Raw genomic sequence first — 17066 nt, forward strand, 5'->3', positions numbered from 1 at the left:
CGCGGTGCTGGACGCGGTGCTGCCGCCATACCCGCCCGGCATGGCGCCGCTGTCCCTGGTGATCCTGGGCACGCAGCGGATCGGCGTCGTCGGCGACAACGGCAGCGGCAAGTCGACCCTGTTGCGGATCCTGGCCGGCAAGGTGGCGCCGGCGCAGGGCCAGTGCCGCGTGCACGGCAGCGTCGCCCTGCTGGACCAGGACCTGGCCGCATTGCCGGCCCGTGCCACCGCGCTGCAGGCACTGCGCCAGGCGGCGCCGGGCGTGGGCGAGGGCGTCCTGCGCACGCGCCTGGCGCTGCTCGGCCTGGATGCCGCGCGCATCGCCACGCCGGCGGCGGCACTCAGCGGCGGCGAGCGCCTCAAGGCGGCGCTGGCCTGCGTGCTTTACGCCGCCCACCCGCCGCAGCTGCTCCTGCTCGACGAGCCGGACAACCACCTCGACCTGGCATCGAAGGAGGCGCTGGAGCAGGTGCTGCGCGAGTATCCGGGCGCGCTGGCGGTGGTCTCCCACGACGAGGATTTCCTCGGCCGCCTGGGCCTGGACACGCGGCTGGAAGCCGGTGCCGGCGCCTGGGAGGCCAGGCCATGGTGAGCCGCGCGGGGCCGTCGGGCTGGCGCCGCCGCGCCCGATGCCCGACCATTCGCATCCCATGCCGATGCCCGTCGCCGCCCCCGCGGCCGGGCGGCCCTGACCGCGAGTCCGCTTCCCGATGAAGTTCTTCGTTTCCTGCGCCAAGGGCCTGGAATACCTGCTTGCCGACGAACTGGTCGCGCTGGGCGCCAGCCGCGCCACCGCCGCGGTCGCCGGTGCCAATGCCGAGGGCAGCCTGGCCGATGCGCAGCGCGCCGTGCTGTGGTCGCGCCTGGCCAGCCGCGTGCTGTGGCCGCTGGCCACGTTCGACTGCCCGGACGAGCAGGCGCTGTACGCCGGCGCGGCCGCGCTGCCGTGGACCGAGCACCTGGCCGAGGGCCAGACCCTGGCGGTCGATGCCCACGTGTCGGGCGAGGCCATCACCCATGCGCGCTTTGCCGCGCAGCGGGTCAAGGACGCGGTGGTCGACGTGTTCCGCGCCCGGGGGCTGGAGCGCCCGTCGGTGGACGTGGACGCGCCGGACCTGCGCCTGAACCTGTCGCTGCGCAAGGGCAAGGCCACCCTGTCGGTGGACCTGGGCGGCGGCGCCCTGCACCGGCGTGGCTGGCGCAGCGCGCAGCACGAGGCGCCGCTGAAGGAGAACCTGGCCGCGGCGGTGTTGCTGCGCGGCGGCTGGCCGCGGCTGTACGCCGAGGGCGGTGCACTGCTGGATCCGATGTGCGGCAGCGGCACGCTGCTCATCGAGGGCGCGTTGATGGCCGCCGACGTCGCCCCTGGCCTGGGCCGCGTGCAGGCCGTGCCGGAGGTGGATGAGGCGGGGGTGGCCGATGATCGCTGGGCCGCCGCGCGCGGAAAGGCCGCCATGCCGGATGGTGCCGGCGACGCAGTGCCGCCACCCTCGCGCTGGCGCGGCTTCGACCTTGCGCAATGGAACGCGCTGGTGGCCGAGGCGCGCGAGCGCGCGCAAGCCGGCCTGGCGGCGCTGCGCCCGGTGTTCCATGGCAGCGACCTGGACCCGCGCGCGATCGAGGCCGCGCGCGCCAATGCCGCCCGCGCCGGCGTGGCGGCGGCGATCGACTTGCAGGTGGGCGACATCGATGCGCTGCCGCCGCAGGCCGCCGAACGCGGCCTGGTCGCATGCAATCCGCCCTACGACCGCCGCCTGGCCGCCGACGGCGCGCTGTACCGGCGCCTGGGCCAGGCCCTGCAGCGGGCGGTGCCGCAATGGCGCGCCAGCCTGCTGTGCGGCGATGCCGAGCTGGCGCATGCCACCGGCCTGCGCGCGGCGAAGAAGTACCAGCTGTTCAACGGCGCGCTGGAATGCGCGCTGGTCGTGTGCGACCCGGTGCAGGTGGCGCCGCGCGATGCCGCGCCGCGCGAGCTGTCCGAGGGCGCACGGATGGTCGCCAACCGCATCCAGCGCAACCTGCGCAAGCTCAAGGGCTGGCGCAGCGGCGAGGGCGTGACCTGCTTCCGCGCCTACGACGCCGACATCCCCGAGTACGCCGCCGCGATCGACGTCTACGCCGAGGACGGCGGCGACGAACGCACCTTCCTGCACGTGCAGGAATACGCACCGCCGAAGGAGATCCCCGAGGCCGACGTTCGCCGCCGCCGCGGCGAGCTGCTGGCCGCCGCGCGCGCCAGCTTCGATGTGCCCCCGGAGCGGGTGGCGCTGAAGACCCGCGAGCGCGGCAAGGGCGGTTCCAAGTATGGCCGCTTCCAGCAGCACGGCGAGCGCTTCGTGGTGCGCGAGAACGGCGCGCGGCTGTGGGTGAACCTGTTCGAATACCTGGACACCGGCCTGTTCCTCGACCACCGCCCGCTGCGCCGGCGCATGGCCAAGGAGGCCAAGGGCAGGCGCTTCCTCAACCTGTTCTGCTACACCGGCGTGGCCAGCGTGCAGGCCGCGGTGGCCGGCGCGGCGCAGACGACCAGCGTGGACCTGTCGGCCACCTACCTGCAGTGGTGCGCGGACAACCTGGCGCTCAATGGCCTCGGCGGCACCGCGCACCGCCTGGTGCAGGGCGACGCGCTGTCCTGGCTGGAGGCCGACCGCGGCTGGTACGACGTGATCTTCTGCGACCCGCCGACCTTCTCCAATTCCGCGCGCGCCGAGGACTTCGACGTGCAGCGCGAGCACGTGCGCCTGCTGCGAGCGGCGACGGCGCGGCTGGCGCAGGGCGGGGTGCTGTACTTCTCCAACAACTTCCGCCGCTTCCGCCTGGACGCGGAGGCGGTGGCGCAGTTCGCCGAATGCGAGGAGATCAGCGCCTCGACCATCCCGGCGGACTTCGAGCGCAACCGGCGCATCCACCGCGCCTGGCGCCTGACCCACGCCTGATGCGGAAGCGGCCCGGGATCGCTCCCGGGCCGCCATTGGCGCCAGCGTGCGCGCGGCTCAGTCGCCGACCAGCAGCAGCAACTGCCCCAGCGGGCTGTTGAGCTGCAGCGCAAGCGCGCCCTCGTCCACCAGCGAGGCGGCGGTGCGGCTGAAGTCCGGCGGCGTGGCGCGGTAGTCGGCGTCGTCGGGCAGGGTGTTGCGCACCACGTAGCCCATCAGCACGTTGACGATCTCGCCCAGCGCGTCCACCGCCAGCTCGCTGTCGCACTGTTCGCTGGGCATGCGCAGGAAGGCGCAGGCCAGTGCCTGCAGGGTGGCGCGGTCGCAGGACAGGCCCACGCGCAGGCTGCGCTCGCCGCTGATGCGCACGTGCGCGGTGTACGGCCAGGTCGCGGTGGGCAGGGCGTCGTCGACCAGGCCGGCCGGCTGGCACTGGGTGCCGAGCATGCGCGGGAACAGGCGCACGCACAGTTCGGTCGCCTCCTGGGCCAGCGCGCCCAGGCGGTGGCCGGCCAGGGCGCCGGCCAGCTCCTCGTTGCCGGCCTGCTGCTCGGCGCGGTGTTCGGCCAGCGTCTGCTCCAGGGTCTCGGCGTCGAGCACGCCCTGTTCGACCAGGACCTGGCCGAACAGCTTGCGCCCGGCCTTCTGCGCCGACAGCAGCGCCTCGACCTCCTGCGTGTCGAGCAGGCCCAGCTCGATGGCGATGTCGCCGAAGCTCCGGTCCTCGGCGCGCTGGCGCTCGTTGATGCGGCGCGCCTGCGCCTCGGTCAGCAGGCCCTGGCGCACGGCCAGTTCGCCCAGCAGGGGATTGGAGGCGCGCTGCGCCTCGGTGGCCGCCAGCAGCTGCTGCGGCGTGATCAGGCCGCGTTCCAGCAGGAACTGGCCCAGGAACTTGACTGCCATGTGGTGCTCCGGTGGTGTGGGCCGGCCGCTCAGGCCAGGACTTCACGGAGCACGCGCTCCATGACTTCCGGGTCGATCGGCTTCTGCAGGTAGGAGCGGGCGCCGTTGCGCAGGCACTGCTCGATGTCGGCCTGGGCTCCCAGCGAGCTGAGGATCACCACCCTGGCCTGCGGGTCCTCGGCGAGGATGGCGGCCAGCGCCTGGCGGCCGTCGCATTCGGGCATCACCAGGTCCAGCAGCACCAGGTCCGGCTTCAGGGTGCGGTACTGCGCCAGCGCTTCGTTGCCATTGCCGGCCTCGCCCACGACCTGGAACCCGGCCTCCTCCAGCTGGCTGGCGGCCAGCATGCGCAGGGCGCGCGAGTCGTCGCAAAGCAGCACGGTCGGTCGTGCGGTCGTCATCAGATTTTTTCCCCCGTTGATGGGCCGCATGGGGCCCCGATCGGCCTATCGGCCGGCGTGCCGGATACTTGAGGGGTCGGTTCGTGACCGCGGTGGGAGGGCTGCCGTGACCTGCGCGGCGTTGCCGCCGGAACTCGCCGAGGATGCGGACGGGGAGGGGGCGGCCGGGCGGCCGGGCATCGCTCCGGCGCTCAGCCCTCCAGCAGGACGATGGCCGCGTGCAGCAGCAGGCCGATCAGCCCGCCGACCAGGGTGCCGTTGTAGCGGATGTACTGCAGGTCGCGGCCCACGCCCAGTTCCAGCTCGCGCACCAGGTGGCGCTCGTCCCAGCCCTTGACCGTCTGGGCGATGTAGTCGGTGACGCCGCCGCGCAGGCGCAGCGCCAGCTTCTCGGCCCCGCCCATCACATGCTGGTTGATCGCCTCGCGCAGTTCCGGATCGCGGCCCAGCGCCACGCCCAGCCCGGCCAGCGAACTGTCCAGGTGCGAGGCCAGCACCCCGTCCTCCTGCTCCAGGTCCTGGCGCAGCGCGGCGTGGACCTGGTCCCACAGCCCGCTGACGTATTCCTGCACGCTGGGATGGGCGATCAGCTGCTGCTTGATCTGCTCCACCCGCTGCGCCAGCGCCGGGTCCCCGCGCAGGCGCTGCACGTAGCCCTGCAGCCACTGTTCGTAGTCGCGGCGCAGCGGATGCTCCGGCTGCACCAGGATCTCGTTGAGCTCGTCCAGCAGTGCCCGGGCGATGCGCTCGGCCATGCGGTCGGCGATGCCCTCCACCGGCTTGACCCAGTCCACCGTGCCCACCAGCCGCGGCCACTCGCGGCGGGCGTGCCTGACCAGCATGGCGGAGGCGCGCTGCTTGATGTCCTCGCTGTCCAGGTAGCGGCCAAGCCGGCGCAGGGCCTCGTCCAGCACCTCCTGGTGGCGGCCGTCGGCGGTCAGCAGGCCGAGCACGTCGCCGGCGGTGGCCGAGGCGTCCCAGGCGTGCAGGCGCGCGATCACGAACTCGCGGATGCGCTCGCGCACCGCGCGCTCGTCCAGCAGGTCCAGCGCCTGCAGCGCCCAGCCGCGGGCCATGCCGGCCAGCTTGCGCGACTGCTCCGGGCGCGACAGCCACTGGCCCAGGCGCTCGGCCGGATCGAACACCTCCAGCCGCGCCAGCAGGGTCTGCGGCTCGAGGAAGTGGTCGCGCACGAACGCGGCCAGGCTGTCGGCAATGCGCGCCTTGCTGCGCGGGACGATGGCGGTATGCGGGATCGGCAGGCCCAGCGGGCGGCGGAACAGGGCCACCACCGCGAACCAGTCGGCCAGCGCGCCGACCGTGGCCGCCTCGCAGAACGCCGAAACCCAGGCCCACGCGCCCTGGTTGCCCATCACGTGGCTGGTGGCGAAGCCGGCGACCATCGCCAGCAGCATCGCCAGGGCGATGGCCTTCATGCGGCGCAGCTGCGCGGGGCGTGGATCCTGTGTGCTCATGCGGTTCCCGTGGGCATGCCTCCCGCCGCGCCCGGCGCGGTGGCACATGGCAAGGCAGTGTAGCGGCACCGGGGTGTAGCCCGGACAAGGCCGGAGGCTGCATCCGGGGCGCACGCAGGCCGCCCCGCCGCCAGGCGGGGGACGTGCTAGCGCATCGTCGGCATCACGAACTCGGCGCCGGATGCACCTTCGGGCCAGCGCGCGGTGATGGTGCGCAGGCGGGTGAAGAAGCGCACGCCATCGGGGCCGTGCATGTGCAGCGGGCCGAACAGCGAGCGCTTCCAGCCGCCGAAGCAGTGGAACGCCATCGGTACCGGGATCGGCACGTTGATCCCGACCATGCCCGCCTGCACCCGCCGCGCATACTCGCGCGCGGCGCCGCCGCTGCGGGTGAACACCGCGGTGCCGTTGCCATACTCGTGGCTGTCGACCAGTGCCAGCGCGGCCTCGAAGTCGGGCACGCGCACCATGCACAGCACCGGGCCGAAGATTTCCTCGCGCCACAGGCGCATGCCTGGCTGCACATGGTCGAACAGGCTGCCGCCCAGGAAGAACCCGGGACCGGAAGCGCAGGGATGGCGGCGACCATCGACCACCAGGGTGGCGCCGTCGGCCACGCCGGCGTCGATCGCAGCGCGCACCCGCGCGCGGTGCGCGGCGTCGACCAGCGGGCCCATGTCCGGATCCTCGATGCCCGGGCCGATGCGCAGGTTGCGCACGCGTTCGGCCAGCGCCGCGACCAGGGCATCGGCGACCTGGTCGCCCACGCACACCGCCACCGAGATCGCCATGCAGCGCTCGCCGGCCGAGCCGTAGGCCGCGCCCAGCAGGGCGTCGGCCGCCAGCGCCACGTCCGCGTCCGGCAGCACCACGGCGTGGTTCTTGGCCCCGCCCAGGGCCTGCACGCGCTTGCCGCGCTCGCTGCCGCGCGCGTACAGCGCCGCGGCCACCGGGGTGGAGCCGACGAAGGACAGGGCCTGCACCCGCGGCTCGTCAAGCAGCGCCTCGACCGCGCCGCGGTCGCCGTTGACCACGTTGAACACGCCCTCCGGCAGCCCCGCCTCGGCGAACAGGCCGGCCAGGTGCAGGGCCGCCGAGGGCACCTTCTCCGAAGGCTTGAGCACGAAGCTGTTGCCGCAGGCCAGCGCCACCGGCGCCATCCACAGCGGGACCATGGCCGGGAAGTTGAACGGGGTGATGCCGGCGACCACGCCCAGCGGCATGCGCTCGCTCCAGCTGTCCACGTCGCGGCCCACCGCGGCCGAGTACTCGCCCTTGAGCAGGTGCGGGATGCCGGAGGAAAACTCCACCACCTCCATGCCGCGGGTGACCTCGCCGCGTGCATCGGACAGGGTCTTGCCGTGCTCGGCGGTGATCAGCCGCGCCAGCACGTCGGCATCGCGCTCGAGCAGCGCCCGCAGCCGGAACATCACCCGCGCCCGTTGCAGCGGCGGCGTGGCCGCCCACGCCGGGAACGCGGCCTGGGCCGCATCCACCGCCGCGCGCACCTCGGCGCCGGAGGCCAGCGGCACCTGCGCGGCCACCTGGCCGGTGGCCGGGTCGAACACGTCGCCGTGGCGGCCGGCGACGCCGGGGCGGGCCTGGCCTGCGATGTAGTGGTGCAGCTGTCGGGTCATGGCAGTCCTGCGGGTCGTGGGCGTTGGCGTGGCATCAGGACGCCAGCGCCTCCGCGGCCTGGGTATGGGGAAGCGACAGCGCATCGGCCACCGCGCGATGGGTGATGCGGCCAGCGTGCACGTTGAGCCCGTTGCGCAGGTGCACGTCGTCGGCCATCGCGTGCGCCACGCCCTTGTCCGCCAGCTCCAGCACGCGCGGCAGGGTGGCGTTGGTCAGGGCGAAGGTGGAGGTGCGCGCCACCGCGCCGGGCATGTTGGCCACGCAGTAGTGGATGATCCCGTCGACCTCGTAGGTCGGTGCGTCGTGGGTGGTCGGGCGGCTGGTCCCGAAACAGCCGCCCTGGTCGATGGCCACGTCCACCAGCACCGAGCCCGGGCGCATCAGCGCCAGCTGTGCGCGGGTGACCAGCCGCGGCGCGGCGGCGCCGGGCACCAGCACCGCGCCGACCACCAGGTCGCTGCGCGGCAGGCGGTCGTCGATCGAATCGCGGGTGGAATAAAGCGTGGCGATGCGGTCGCCGTACAGTTCGTCGACCTGGCGCAGCCGCTCCAGCGAACGGTCCACGACGGTCACCCGCGCGCCCAGGCCCATGGCCATGCGCGCGGCGTTGAGCCCGACCGTGCCGCCGCCGAGCACCAACACCTCGGCTGGGGCCACGCCGGGCACGCCGCCCAGCAGCACGCCCGAGCCACCTTGCGCCTTTTCCAGCGCATGCGCGCCGGCCTGGATGGCCATGCGCCCGGCGACCTCGCTCATCGGCGCCAGCAGCGGAAGCCCGCCGCCGGCGTCGGTCACAGTCTCGTAGGCGATGGCGGTCGCGCCGGAGGCCAGCAATGCCTCGGCCTGGGCACGGTCGGGGGCCAGGTGCAGGTAGGCGAACAGCACCTGGCCGGGGCGCAGCATCGCGCACTCGTCCGGCTGCGGTTCCTTCACCTTCACCACCAGCTCGGCGCGGGCGTAGACCTCGGCGGCGCCGTCCACCAGCTGCGCGCCGGCGGCCTCGTAGGCCTCGTCGGCCAGGCCTGCGCCCAGCCCGGCGCCACGCTGCACCAGCACCTGGTGGCCGCGGGCGGACAGTTCGCGCGCGCCGGCCGGGGTGAGGCCGACGCGGTATTCATGGACCTTGGTTTCGGTGGGGACGCCGACGAGCATGGGCGGTTCTCCGTTGCGGAAGCCTTGCCGGCGTCACAGCGTCGCCAGCACCTCGCCCAGCATCGAGAACATGTCGTCGATGTGCCGTCGTTCCACGATCAGCGGTGGCGACAAGGCGATGGTGTCGCCGGTGGTGCGCACCAGCAGGCCCTTGCGGAAGGCCTGTTCCAGCACCTGGTAGCCGCGCGCGCCGGGTGCACCGTCCTGCGGCGCCAGCTCGATCGCGCCGATCAGGCCGTAGTTGCGGATGTCGATGATGTGCGGGCTGCTGCCGCGCAGCGCGTGCAGGCCGTCGGCCCAGTAGTCCTCCAGTTCCAGCGCGCGGGTGAGCAGGTCTTCCTCGGCATAGGTATCGAGCGTGGCCAGGGCCGCGGCGCAGGCCAGCGGATGGCCGCTGTAGGTGTAGCCATGGAACAGGTCGATCGCCCCTTCCGGGCCCTGCATGAAGGCCTCATGCACGCGATCGGACACGAACACCGCGCCCATCGGCACGCAGCCGGAGGTCAGGCCCTTGGCCACGGTCATCATGTCCGGGGTGACCCCGAAGCGCTGCGCCGCGAACGGCGCGCCGACGCGGCCGAAGCCGGTGATCACCTCGTCGAAGACCAGCAGGATGCCGTAGTTGTCGCAGATCTCGCGCAGGCGCTGCAGGTAGCCCGGCGGCGGCAGGATCACCCCGGCCGAGCCGGAGATCGGCTCCACGATCACCGCGGCGATGGTGGACGGGTCGTGCAGCTGCACCAGCCGCTCCAGGTCCTCGGCCAGCTCCACGCCGTGCGGCGGCAGGCCACGCGAGAACGCATTGCGGGCGATGTCCAGGGTGTGGCGCATATGGTCCACCCCTGGCAGGCCGGGGCCGAACCACTTGCGGTTGTTGGGCAGGCCGCCGACCGAGATGCCGCCGAAGCCGACGCCGTGGTAGGCCTTCTCGCGGCCGATCAGCTTCGTGCGCTGGCCCTCGCCGCGGGCGCGGTGCCAGGCGATGGCGATCTTCAGCGCGGTATCCACCGACTCGGAGCCGGAGTTGGTGAAGAACACATGGTCCAGCGGCCGCGGCGCCAGTTCCTTCAGCCGCCCGGCCAGCTCGAACGGCAGCGGCGAGCCCATCTGGAAGTGCGGGGCGAAGTCCATGGTCGCGGCCTGGCGCGCGATCGCCTGGACGATGCGTGGGCGCGCATGGCCGGCGTTGCAGCACCACAGCCCGGCGGTGCCGTCCAGGATCGGGCGGCCCTCGACGTCGCGGTAGTACATGCCCTCGGCCGCGGCCAGCAGGCGCGGGCTGCGCCTGAACTGGCGGTTGGCGGTGAACGGCATCCAGAAGGCGTCCATCGACGCCGGGGCGGTCAGTCCCGGTGCGGTCGCTCCGGGAGCGGGGAAGGCGTCGTCACGACTCATGCGCAGGCTCCGTTCGGGAGGGCGGGGCCGGCACCCGCCTGGGCGGGGGCCGTTCGATAAATTCAACGCTGGGGCGAGTCTAAGCCAAAAAATTGACCGTGGCGGGGTGCCATGTAAAGTATCCGGCAACACGCCGGCGCGTCCGGCAGCGGAGCAGACCTACGCGGATGGACATCGGCGCACGCCTGCAGCGGGTACGCACGGCCCGCGGCCTCAGCCAGCGCGAGCTGGCCCGTCGCGTGGGCGTCACCAACAGCACGATCTCGCTGATCGAGCAGAACAAGGTCAGTCCCTCGGTCAGCTCGCTGAAGAAGGTGCTGGACGGCATCCCGATCTCTCTGGCCGACTTCTTCACCCAGGACCTGGATCCCGGCGAGCCGGAGCAGCCGTTCTACGCGGCGGCCGAACTGCCGGACGTGGGCAACAACGACATCCACTATTTCCTGGTGGGCCAGCGCCGGCCGCAGCGGCAGATGTGCATCCTGCGCGAGGTGATGCCGCCGGGCAGCGACACCGGCGAGGCCATGCTGGTGCACGAGGGCGAGGAGGGCGGCGTCATCGTCTCCGGCCAGGTCGAGGTGACCGTCGGCAGCCAGGTGCGCGTGCTCGGGCCCGGCGACGCGTACTACTTCGAGAGCCGGATCCCGCACCGTTTCCGCAACGTGGGCGAGGGCGAGGCGGTGATCGTCAGTGCCAACACGCCCGCCACCTTCTGAGGGACGCGCATGGATCCCAGGCAGGCCGAACGGATTGCAGATGCACTGCTGGAACCTGAACGCCGGCGCCAGGCGCGGGCGCGGCAGTCGCGCCTGCTGCGCCGATGGACGACCAGGGAGATGGCCTATCGCAACCGGCGCGCGCTGCGGCTGGCGGCCGTGGTGACCGTGGCCGCTGCAGTGGTGGCCGGCATGGTCGGCGCGATGTCGGTCGAGGCGCTGGCGACGCTGGATGCCTGGCGGCGCCTGGCGGCGGTGGCCGGCGGGCCGGCCTGGCTGTTCGGGCTGTGGTGGTTCCGGATGCCGCCCAGGCCGGTCCATATCGAAGAACTCTGACGGCGCTGCCGTCCTTTCCCTTGAGCGATTCCCGGAGGCGATCCATGACCACCCCGCGTACCCGCGCCGACTGGCAGGCCATGGCCGAAGGGCTGCAGCTGCGGACCCGCGCCTTCATCGACGGACAGTACGTCGATGCCGCCGACGGCCGCACCTTCGACTGCACCAGCCCGATCGACGGCCGCGTGCTGGGCCAGGTGGCGCGCTGCGGCCAGGCCGACGTCGAGCGCGCGGTGCGCGCGGCGCGGCGCAGCTTCGAGGCCGGGCACTGGTCGCGGGCCAAGCCGGTCAAGCGCAAGAAGGTACTGCAGAGGCTGACCGCGCTGATCGAGCAGCACGCCGACGAGCTGGCCCTGCTGGAAACCCTGGACATGGGCAAGCCGATCGACGACGCGCGCAACGTCGACCTGGCCGCCACCATCCGCTGCTTCGGCTGGACCGCCGAGGCGCTGGACAAGGTCTACGGCGAGGTCGCGCCCACCGGCGAGGACGAACTGGGCCTGGTCACCCGCGAACCGCTGGGCGTGGTCGCCGCGATCGTGCCGTGGAACTTCCCGCTGCTGATGGCGGCCTGGAAGCTGGCCCCGGCGCTGGCCATGGGCAACTCGGTGGTGCTCAAGCCCTCGGAGAAGTCGCCGTTGAGCGCGCTGCGCCTGGCCGAGCTGGTGGCCGAGGCCGGCATCCCCGAAGGCGTGTTCAACGTCCTGCCCGGCTACGGCCAGGAAGCGGGCGAGGCCCTGGCCCTGCACATGGACGTGGACGGGCTGGTGTTCACCGGTTCCACCGCGGTGGGCAAGCGCCTGCTGCAGTGCGCCGGCCTGTCCAACATGAAGCGCGCGTACATGGAGTGCGGCGGCAAGAGCCCGAACATCGTGTTTGCCGATGCCCCCGACCTGGACAAGGCGGCCGAGGCCGCGGCGGTGGGCATCTTCTACAACCAGGGCGAGGTCTGCACCGCGGCCTCGCGCCTGCTGGTGGAGCGCAGCATCAAGGACGAGTTCGTCGCCCGCGTGGTCGAGGCCGGCCGCAAGATGCAGCCGCGCCACCCGCTGGAGCCGGGCGCGCCGATGGGCGCCCTGGTCGACGAGACCCAGACCAGGCGCGTGCTGGACTACATCGCCAGGGGCCAGGCCGAGGGTGCGAAGCTGGCCCTGGGCGGCAAGCGCATCGCCCCAGTGGAAGGTGGCTGCTATGTCGAGCCGACCGTGTTCGACGAGGTGCGCCCGGAGCACACCATCTCCCGCGAGGAGATCTTCGGCCCGGTGCTGGCGGTGATCCCGTTCGACGACGAGGCCCAGGCACTGGAGATCGCCAACGACACCGAATACGGCCTGGCTGCCGGCGTGTGGACCGCCAACCTCGCCCGCGCCCACCGCGTCGCCCGCGGCCTGCGCGCCGGCAGCGTCTGGGTCAACTACTGGGACGGCGGTGACATGACCGCGCCCTTCGGCGGCTACAAGCAGTCCGGCAATGGCCGCGACAAGTCGCTGCACGCCTTCGACAAGTACACCGAGATCAAGGCCACCTGGATCAACCTGGCGGATTGAGCCGCGGTGCCACCGCCCGCGGAGGCAGCGCGCGGCACGCCTGCGTGCCATTGCTGCGTGCCGGTCGCGTTCGCCGTGGCCATCGTGCTGCTGGTGGCGACGGTCCTGCCGATGCACCGGGTACGCAAGGCGCAGCGTGCGCAACGGATGGAGGCAGGCCCAGGGCGCGCGGGCCCATGCCATCCGGGCGATTGCGTGCTCGCCGCGCAGGTGGTCTTCGGCTACGTCTGCCCGCGCCATGCCGTGGTGGCCGTCGCCGCGGTCCAGCGTTTCCGCCGCCGGCCCCGCGGGGGACGGCGCCACCGGCGGTTCACGCCGCCTCCTGTGCCGCAGGCGTATGTAGGGGACGGGGCGACTTAGGGCTTATATCCAGGTTCCCTTCCACGATGCATGCTGGACCGCCCCAGGCCCGTCGCCACCGATTCCTCCGCTTGCCGCCTGTTTGAAGTCCCCTGCATGCAGGCACCCGCCGCCAGCCAATCCAAAGCTGCCGCACAGCTGGAAGACCGGTGGGAAGCGCTTGACAAGGCCATGGCGCTGGCGGAGTTCTCGCTCGATGGCCGGCTCATCTCCGCCAATCCCAGGTTCCTGGCCCTGCTGCGGCTGGCGCCGGAGCACGTGGGCACGTTGCACCATGCCCAGCTGTGCCCGGCGGGCCAGGCGCAAAGCCAGGCCTACGAGGCGATGTGGCAGTCCCTGTGTGCCGGCCACGAGTTCTCGGGCGTGGTCGAGCGGCTGTGCAGCAACGGCAGTTCCTGCTGGCTGGAAGCGCTCTATGCCCCGGTGCGCGACAGGCAGGGCGTGGTCAACCACATCATGATGGTCGCCACCGATGTCACCCAGAGCAAGCGCACGGAGCTGGCAAGGCGGGACCACCTGTGGCGCCTGTCGCTGGTGGCCGACACCACCGATGCGGCGATCGTGATCACCGACGCGAATTCGCGGGTGGTCTACAGCAACGACGGCTTCCACCGCATGTTCGGCTGGACCCTGCGCGAGCTGCAGGACCAGAAGATGCTGGAACTGCTGGCGCGGCAATCGCCGGTCGAGTTGTTCGAGCGCATCCGCGGCGACCTGCGCCAGGGGCGTGCGGCGGAAATGGAAGAGGTGGTGACCGGCAAGGGCGGGCGGCGCTACTGGGGCAAGATCATCTGCAACCCCGTCATGGATGCCCAGGGCCAGTGGGCCTACACCGTTTCGGTACTGCTGGACATCACCAAGACCAAGATCCACGAGGTGCTGCACCACCGCGCCCTGCAGGCCATGTCCAGCGACCTGCCGCTGATGCAGGTGCTGGAGGTGGTGTGCGAGGAGGTCGAGCGCCTGGCCCCGGAGGTGTGCGCGTCGATCCTGCAGGTGGACGAGCAGGGCCTGCTGCATCCACTGGCCAGTCCCAGCCTGCCGTTCAGCTATTCCTCGCAGCTGGACGGCGTGCCGATCGGGCCGCAGGTGGGTTCCTGCGGTGCCGCCGCCTGGCGCAAGAGCCCGGTGCTGGTCACCGACATCGCCACCGATCCGCTATGGGCGGATTTCCGCCACCTGGTCCTGCCGCTGGGCTTCAATGTCTGCTGGTCCACGCCCATCCTGCGCAAGGATGGCAGGGTGCTGGGGACGTTCGCCTTCTATTACCGCCAGAACAGTCCGGTGGTGGCGTCCAGTTTCCACCAGCAGCTGGTGGAAGCCTGTACGGACCTTTGCGCCCTGGCCATGGAACGGGAGACGGCGCGCCAGCGGATCCGGCAGCTGGCGTTCCATGACGCGCTCACCGGCCTGCCCAACCGCAGCCTGCTGGAAACCCAGGTGGCGCTGCTGCTGGACGCGGCCCAGGAGAGCGACCAGCGCGTGGCCGTCCTGCACGTGGACCTGGACCGCTTCAAGAGCATCAACGACTCCCTCGGGCATGCCAGCGGCGATGCACTGCTGCGGGAAGTGGCCGTGCGCGCCAGGGAACTGGTGCACCAGGGCGGCGTGGCGGGGCGCCTGCCGGGCGATGAGTTCGTCCTGGCCCTGCCCCTGCGTGCCGGGGAGGAGGTCAATGCCCTGGTCGAGCGCTGGCAGGCGCACCTGGTGCGCATGCTGCAGCTGCCCGATGCCCGGGTGGACCTGAGCGTCAGCGTGGGCGTGGCCATGTATCCGCAGGACGGTACGGCCGGCTGGCGCAGGGCTACAGCTTCGCCAGGCCGATGGCGCCGCAGGACCTGCCGGGCTGGATCGCGGGGCAGGGCATCGCTGCTCCGGGCGCCTGATACCGCCTGCGCTGGCCAGCCAGGCCTGGTGGAGCAGCGCCCGGCCGAACGCGCGCGGCGCAGCGGCAGGATGGAGGGGCGGCCAGTGCGGCCAATCCCGGCGCAGGCAATCGTGCGAACCGTTGGCGGATGTCGATCGCCAGGGGAATGGGTTCCCGCATGGCTCCACCTGCCGCGGCAATCTCCGGGAGGCCACCTGCACGCAACCGGAGCACGCTGGCGTTCGATATCCCCAAAGCTGGAGCCTGCCCGGGCATTGCCGTCCCGTGGCGTTCGCGGGCACCGTTTCGAGGAGCTTGCGGGCCGGGTATCCGGGCGAGGGGTTTTCGCGCAAGCGGGCCATGAACGGGTGAGCGTCATGGCGCCGGGCGTTCCTGCCGTGGCGGGCAGGCCTGCCTGCACGTGAACCCGCCCCTGTCCGCGGGTTGTCCGGCGTGGCAGCAGCCGGTTACGGTTCGTCGGTTGCCTGAAACCGGGAACCACCCACGGAGGACGCTCGCTCGATGAAGACCCAGTATTACGTGGCTTCCACCCTCGATGGATTCATTGCTACGGAGGGCGACTCGCTGGATTGGCTGTTCCCCTTGGGCAGCCTGGAGGAGTCCAGCTATCCAGAGTTCATCCGTGATGTCGGTGCGTTGGCCATGGGGGCGGCGACGTACGAGTGGATGCTGCGCAACGCGGAAACGGTCGCCAGGGAAACCGGGTCTCCCTGGCCGTACACGCAGCCCGCCTGGGTATTCACCCGGCGCAACCTGCCAACTGTTCCAAATGCGGACATCAGGTTTGTGCAGGGCGACGTCGTCGCCGTCCACCGCGAGATGAGCAGGGTGGCGGATGGCAAGAACATCTGGGTCGTTGGCGGGGGAGACCTCGCCGGGCAGTTCCACGATGCCGGGCTGCTCGACGAGCTGATCGTCCAGATCGGTTCGGCGACCCTTGGCGCCGGCAAGCCATTGTTCCCGCGCCAGGTCCTGAGTCCGGCGCTGCACCTGGCATCCGTGCGGAAGCTGGGGGGCGAGATGGTCGAGCTGCGTTACCAGATCCGCAGGGACGCCGCAGCTGCAGGTTAGTTCCGTTTCCGGATGTCCGGCGAAGGAAATGCCGGCACCGGTTGCGCGGTGCCGGCATCGGCAGATGGCCTACTTCCTTGCCTTTCCGGCCCCGCGCGCGGCTGCGGTGATGGCGGTGGCCAGTAGGGCGCGAAGCAGGGTGTTCTTGGCGATGTCCTTGGGTGGGCGCCGGCCGCTGCGGGGGCAGCGGCGAGGGGCGCGATGTATCGGGGCTTCAGTCAGCTGGCGAGGCGCAGCTCCACCTCGATGTTGCCGCGGGTGGCGTTGGAGTACGGGCAGACCTGGTGGGCCTGCCCGACCAGCGACTGCAGGGTGTCGCGATCGATCTCCGGAGCGGAGATGGTGAGCGTGGCCTGCAGGCCGAAGCCACCACCCAGCGGGCCGATGCCGATACCGGCGGTCACCGAGGTCGAGGCCGGCAGGGCGATCTTCTGCTTGCCGGCGACGAACTTCAGCGCACTGAGGAAACAGGCCGAATAGCCTGCGGCGAACAGCTGCTCCGGGTTGGTGCCGTCGCCACCCGGGCCGCCCAGCTCGCGCGGGGTGGACAGGGCCAGGTCGAGCCTGCCGTCGGAAGTGGAAGCACGGCCTTCGCGGCCGCCGGTGGAGGTGGCGGTGCCGGTGTAGAGGATCTTCTCGGGGGGCATGGTGGGCTCCTTGGATGGGGCCGGAGCGGCGCATCCGGCGAGGCCTACTGTGCCGCCGTCCCGCGGGCGCGGGCGGCCGTGGCGTCCGGAAAACTTGGCCGGGCGTCCGGGCAGGGCTGCGCGCCGGTTTGCGTGCGAGGTTGCGTCCACCGCACGGGCATGGCGCCCGTGATTAGGGCTGGACGGTGGTTTCCGTGCTCGTGACGCCGGTGTTCAGGCGCTCGTGCGCCCCGGGGATGCGCCGCGTTCACCTGCCGGCGTCGACCATCGCCCGGCCATCCAGGAAAGAGGACGCATCGATGAGGACACTGCTACTGCCGGCGCTGGTCGCCGCGCTTTGCCTGCCGGCATGCCGCCAGGAACACCCGGCCGACCCGGCGCGGGACAATCCCGCGCCCACCGCCGAAGCGCACCAGCCGGAGGCCGATGCACGCTACGCCACCGGCGCGCAGGAAACCCGGGTAGGCGAGGACCCGGAAGCCGACGAGCAGCGCCCCCGCGCCCAGCGTTGAGTCCGCGTACGGCCTTTGCAGCGACGTGCTGCGCTTCGCCTGCGGTCGCCCCACTTCCGTGGCCCTGCCACGCCACCCCCACCAATCAC

General features: G+C 71.9%; 15 protein-coding genes. 8 read left to right on the forward strand and 7 right to left on the reverse strand.

Going from position 1 to position 17066, the window contains the following annotated elements:
* Together B351_RS0104500 and rlmKL are read left to right on the forward strand one after the other, a co-directional pair.
* Nucleotides 1-592 (forward strand): ATP-binding cassette domain-containing protein (locus B351_RS0104500; protein ID WP_019397856.1); only part of this gene is annotated, 592 nt, incomplete at its 5' end.
* A gap of 118 nt (nucleotides 593-710) precedes the next feature.
* Nucleotides 711-2936 carry a bifunctional 23S rRNA (guanine(2069)-N(7))-methyltransferase RlmK/23S rRNA (guanine(2445)-N(2))-methyltransferase RlmL gene (gene rlmKL, locus B351_RS0104505; RefSeq protein ID WP_019397857.1) on the forward strand — a complete coding sequence of 742 codons (2226 nt, stop codon included), beginning with the start codon at nucleotides 711-713 and terminating at the stop codon, nucleotides 2934-2936.
* Between the two features lie 57 nt (nucleotides 2937-2993).
* Here the strand turns inward: rlmKL and B351_RS0104510 are convergent, their stop codons facing one another.
* From B351_RS0104510 to B351_RS0104535, 6 genes are all read right to left on the reverse strand, one after another.
* Complete coding sequence (locus B351_RS0104510; protein ID WP_019397858.1) at nucleotides 2994-3839, reverse strand: chemotaxis protein CheX; 846 nt, start codon at nucleotides 3837-3839, stop codon at nucleotides 2994-2996.
* 29 nt (nucleotides 3840-3868) lie between these two features.
* Nucleotides 3869-4240 (reverse strand): response regulator, encoded by a 372-nt coding sequence (locus B351_RS0104515; protein WP_019397859.1) that lies wholly within the window; start codon nucleotides 4238-4240, stop codon nucleotides 3869-3871.
* A gap of 191 nt (nucleotides 4241-4431) precedes the next feature.
* On the reverse strand, nucleotides 4432-5715 hold the full coding sequence (locus tag B351_RS0104520) for a DUF445 domain-containing protein (protein ID WP_407059578.1): 1284 nt from the start codon (nucleotides 5713-5715) through the stop codon (nucleotides 4432-4434).
* 146 nt (nucleotides 5716-5861) lie between these two features.
* Entirely contained in the window at nucleotides 5862-7352 is a 1491-nt protein-coding gene (locus B351_RS0104525; RefSeq protein WP_019397861.1) for a CoA-acylating methylmalonate-semialdehyde dehydrogenase, read from the reverse strand.
* 34 nt (nucleotides 7353-7386) lie between these two features.
* Complete coding sequence (gene ald, locus B351_RS0104530) at nucleotides 7387-8505, reverse strand: alanine dehydrogenase (protein ID WP_019397862.1); 1119 nt, start codon at nucleotides 8503-8505, stop codon at nucleotides 7387-7389.
* A 33-nt stretch (nucleotides 8506-8538) separates the two neighbouring features.
* The gene (locus tag B351_RS0104535) at nucleotides 8539-9900 is read right to left on the reverse strand and encodes an aspartate aminotransferase family protein (RefSeq protein WP_026010363.1); all 1362 of its coding nucleotides are present in this window, start codon (nucleotides 9898-9900) and stop codon (nucleotides 8539-8541) included.
* A 167-nt stretch (nucleotides 9901-10067) separates the two neighbouring features.
* Between B351_RS0104535 and B351_RS0104540 the strand changes: the two genes are divergently transcribed.
* The 5 genes from B351_RS0104540 to B351_RS0104565 all read left to right on the forward strand — a co-directional run bounded on the left by B351_RS0104540 (nucleotide 10068) and on the right by B351_RS0104565 (nucleotide 15818).
* Entirely contained in the window at nucleotides 10068-10616 is a 549-nt protein-coding gene (locus B351_RS0104540; protein WP_019397864.1) for a cupin domain-containing protein, read from the forward strand.
* A 120-nt stretch (nucleotides 10617-10736) separates the two neighbouring features.
* On the forward strand, nucleotides 10737-10952 hold the full coding sequence (locus B351_RS17525) for a hypothetical protein (protein WP_019397865.1): 216 nt from the start codon (nucleotides 10737-10739) through the stop codon (nucleotides 10950-10952).
* Nucleotides 10953-10996: 44 nt separating this feature from the next.
* Entirely contained in the window at nucleotides 10997-12499 is a 1503-nt protein-coding gene (locus B351_RS0104550) for an aldehyde dehydrogenase (protein WP_019397866.1), read from the forward strand.
* A gap of 456 nt (nucleotides 12500-12955) precedes the next feature.
* Nucleotides 12956-15151, forward strand: a complete 2196-nt coding sequence (locus tag B351_RS16210; protein ID WP_232207887.1) for a GGDEF and EAL domain-containing protein — start codon at nucleotides 12956-12958, stop codon at nucleotides 15149-15151.
* Between the two features lie 97 nt (nucleotides 15152-15248).
* Nucleotides 15249-15818: a dihydrofolate reductase family protein gene (locus B351_RS0104565; RefSeq protein ID WP_019397868.1), complete on the forward strand. Its 570-nt coding sequence runs from the start codon at nucleotides 15249-15251 to the stop codon at nucleotides 15816-15818.
* A gap of 218 nt (nucleotides 15819-16036) precedes the next feature.
* On the opposite strand, the gene B351_RS0104570 is transcribed toward B351_RS0104565, so the two are convergent.
* Complete coding sequence (locus B351_RS0104570; protein WP_019397869.1) at nucleotides 16037-16465, reverse strand: organic hydroperoxide resistance protein; 429 nt, start codon at nucleotides 16463-16465, stop codon at nucleotides 16037-16039.
* Between the two features lie 299 nt (nucleotides 16466-16764).
* On the opposite strand from B351_RS0104570, the gene B351_RS16215 reads away from it, so the two are divergent.
* Nucleotides 16765-16977: a hypothetical protein gene (locus B351_RS16215; RefSeq protein WP_019397870.1), complete on the forward strand. Its 213-nt coding sequence runs from the start codon at nucleotides 16765-16767 to the stop codon at nucleotides 16975-16977.
* Nucleotides 16978-17066: the final 89 nt, after the last annotated feature.

Source organism: Pseudoxanthomonas sp. GW2, from assembly GCF_000283075.1.
In the GTDB taxonomy this organism is placed as follows: domain Bacteria; phylum Pseudomonadota; class Gammaproteobacteria; order Xanthomonadales; family Xanthomonadaceae; genus Pseudoxanthomonas.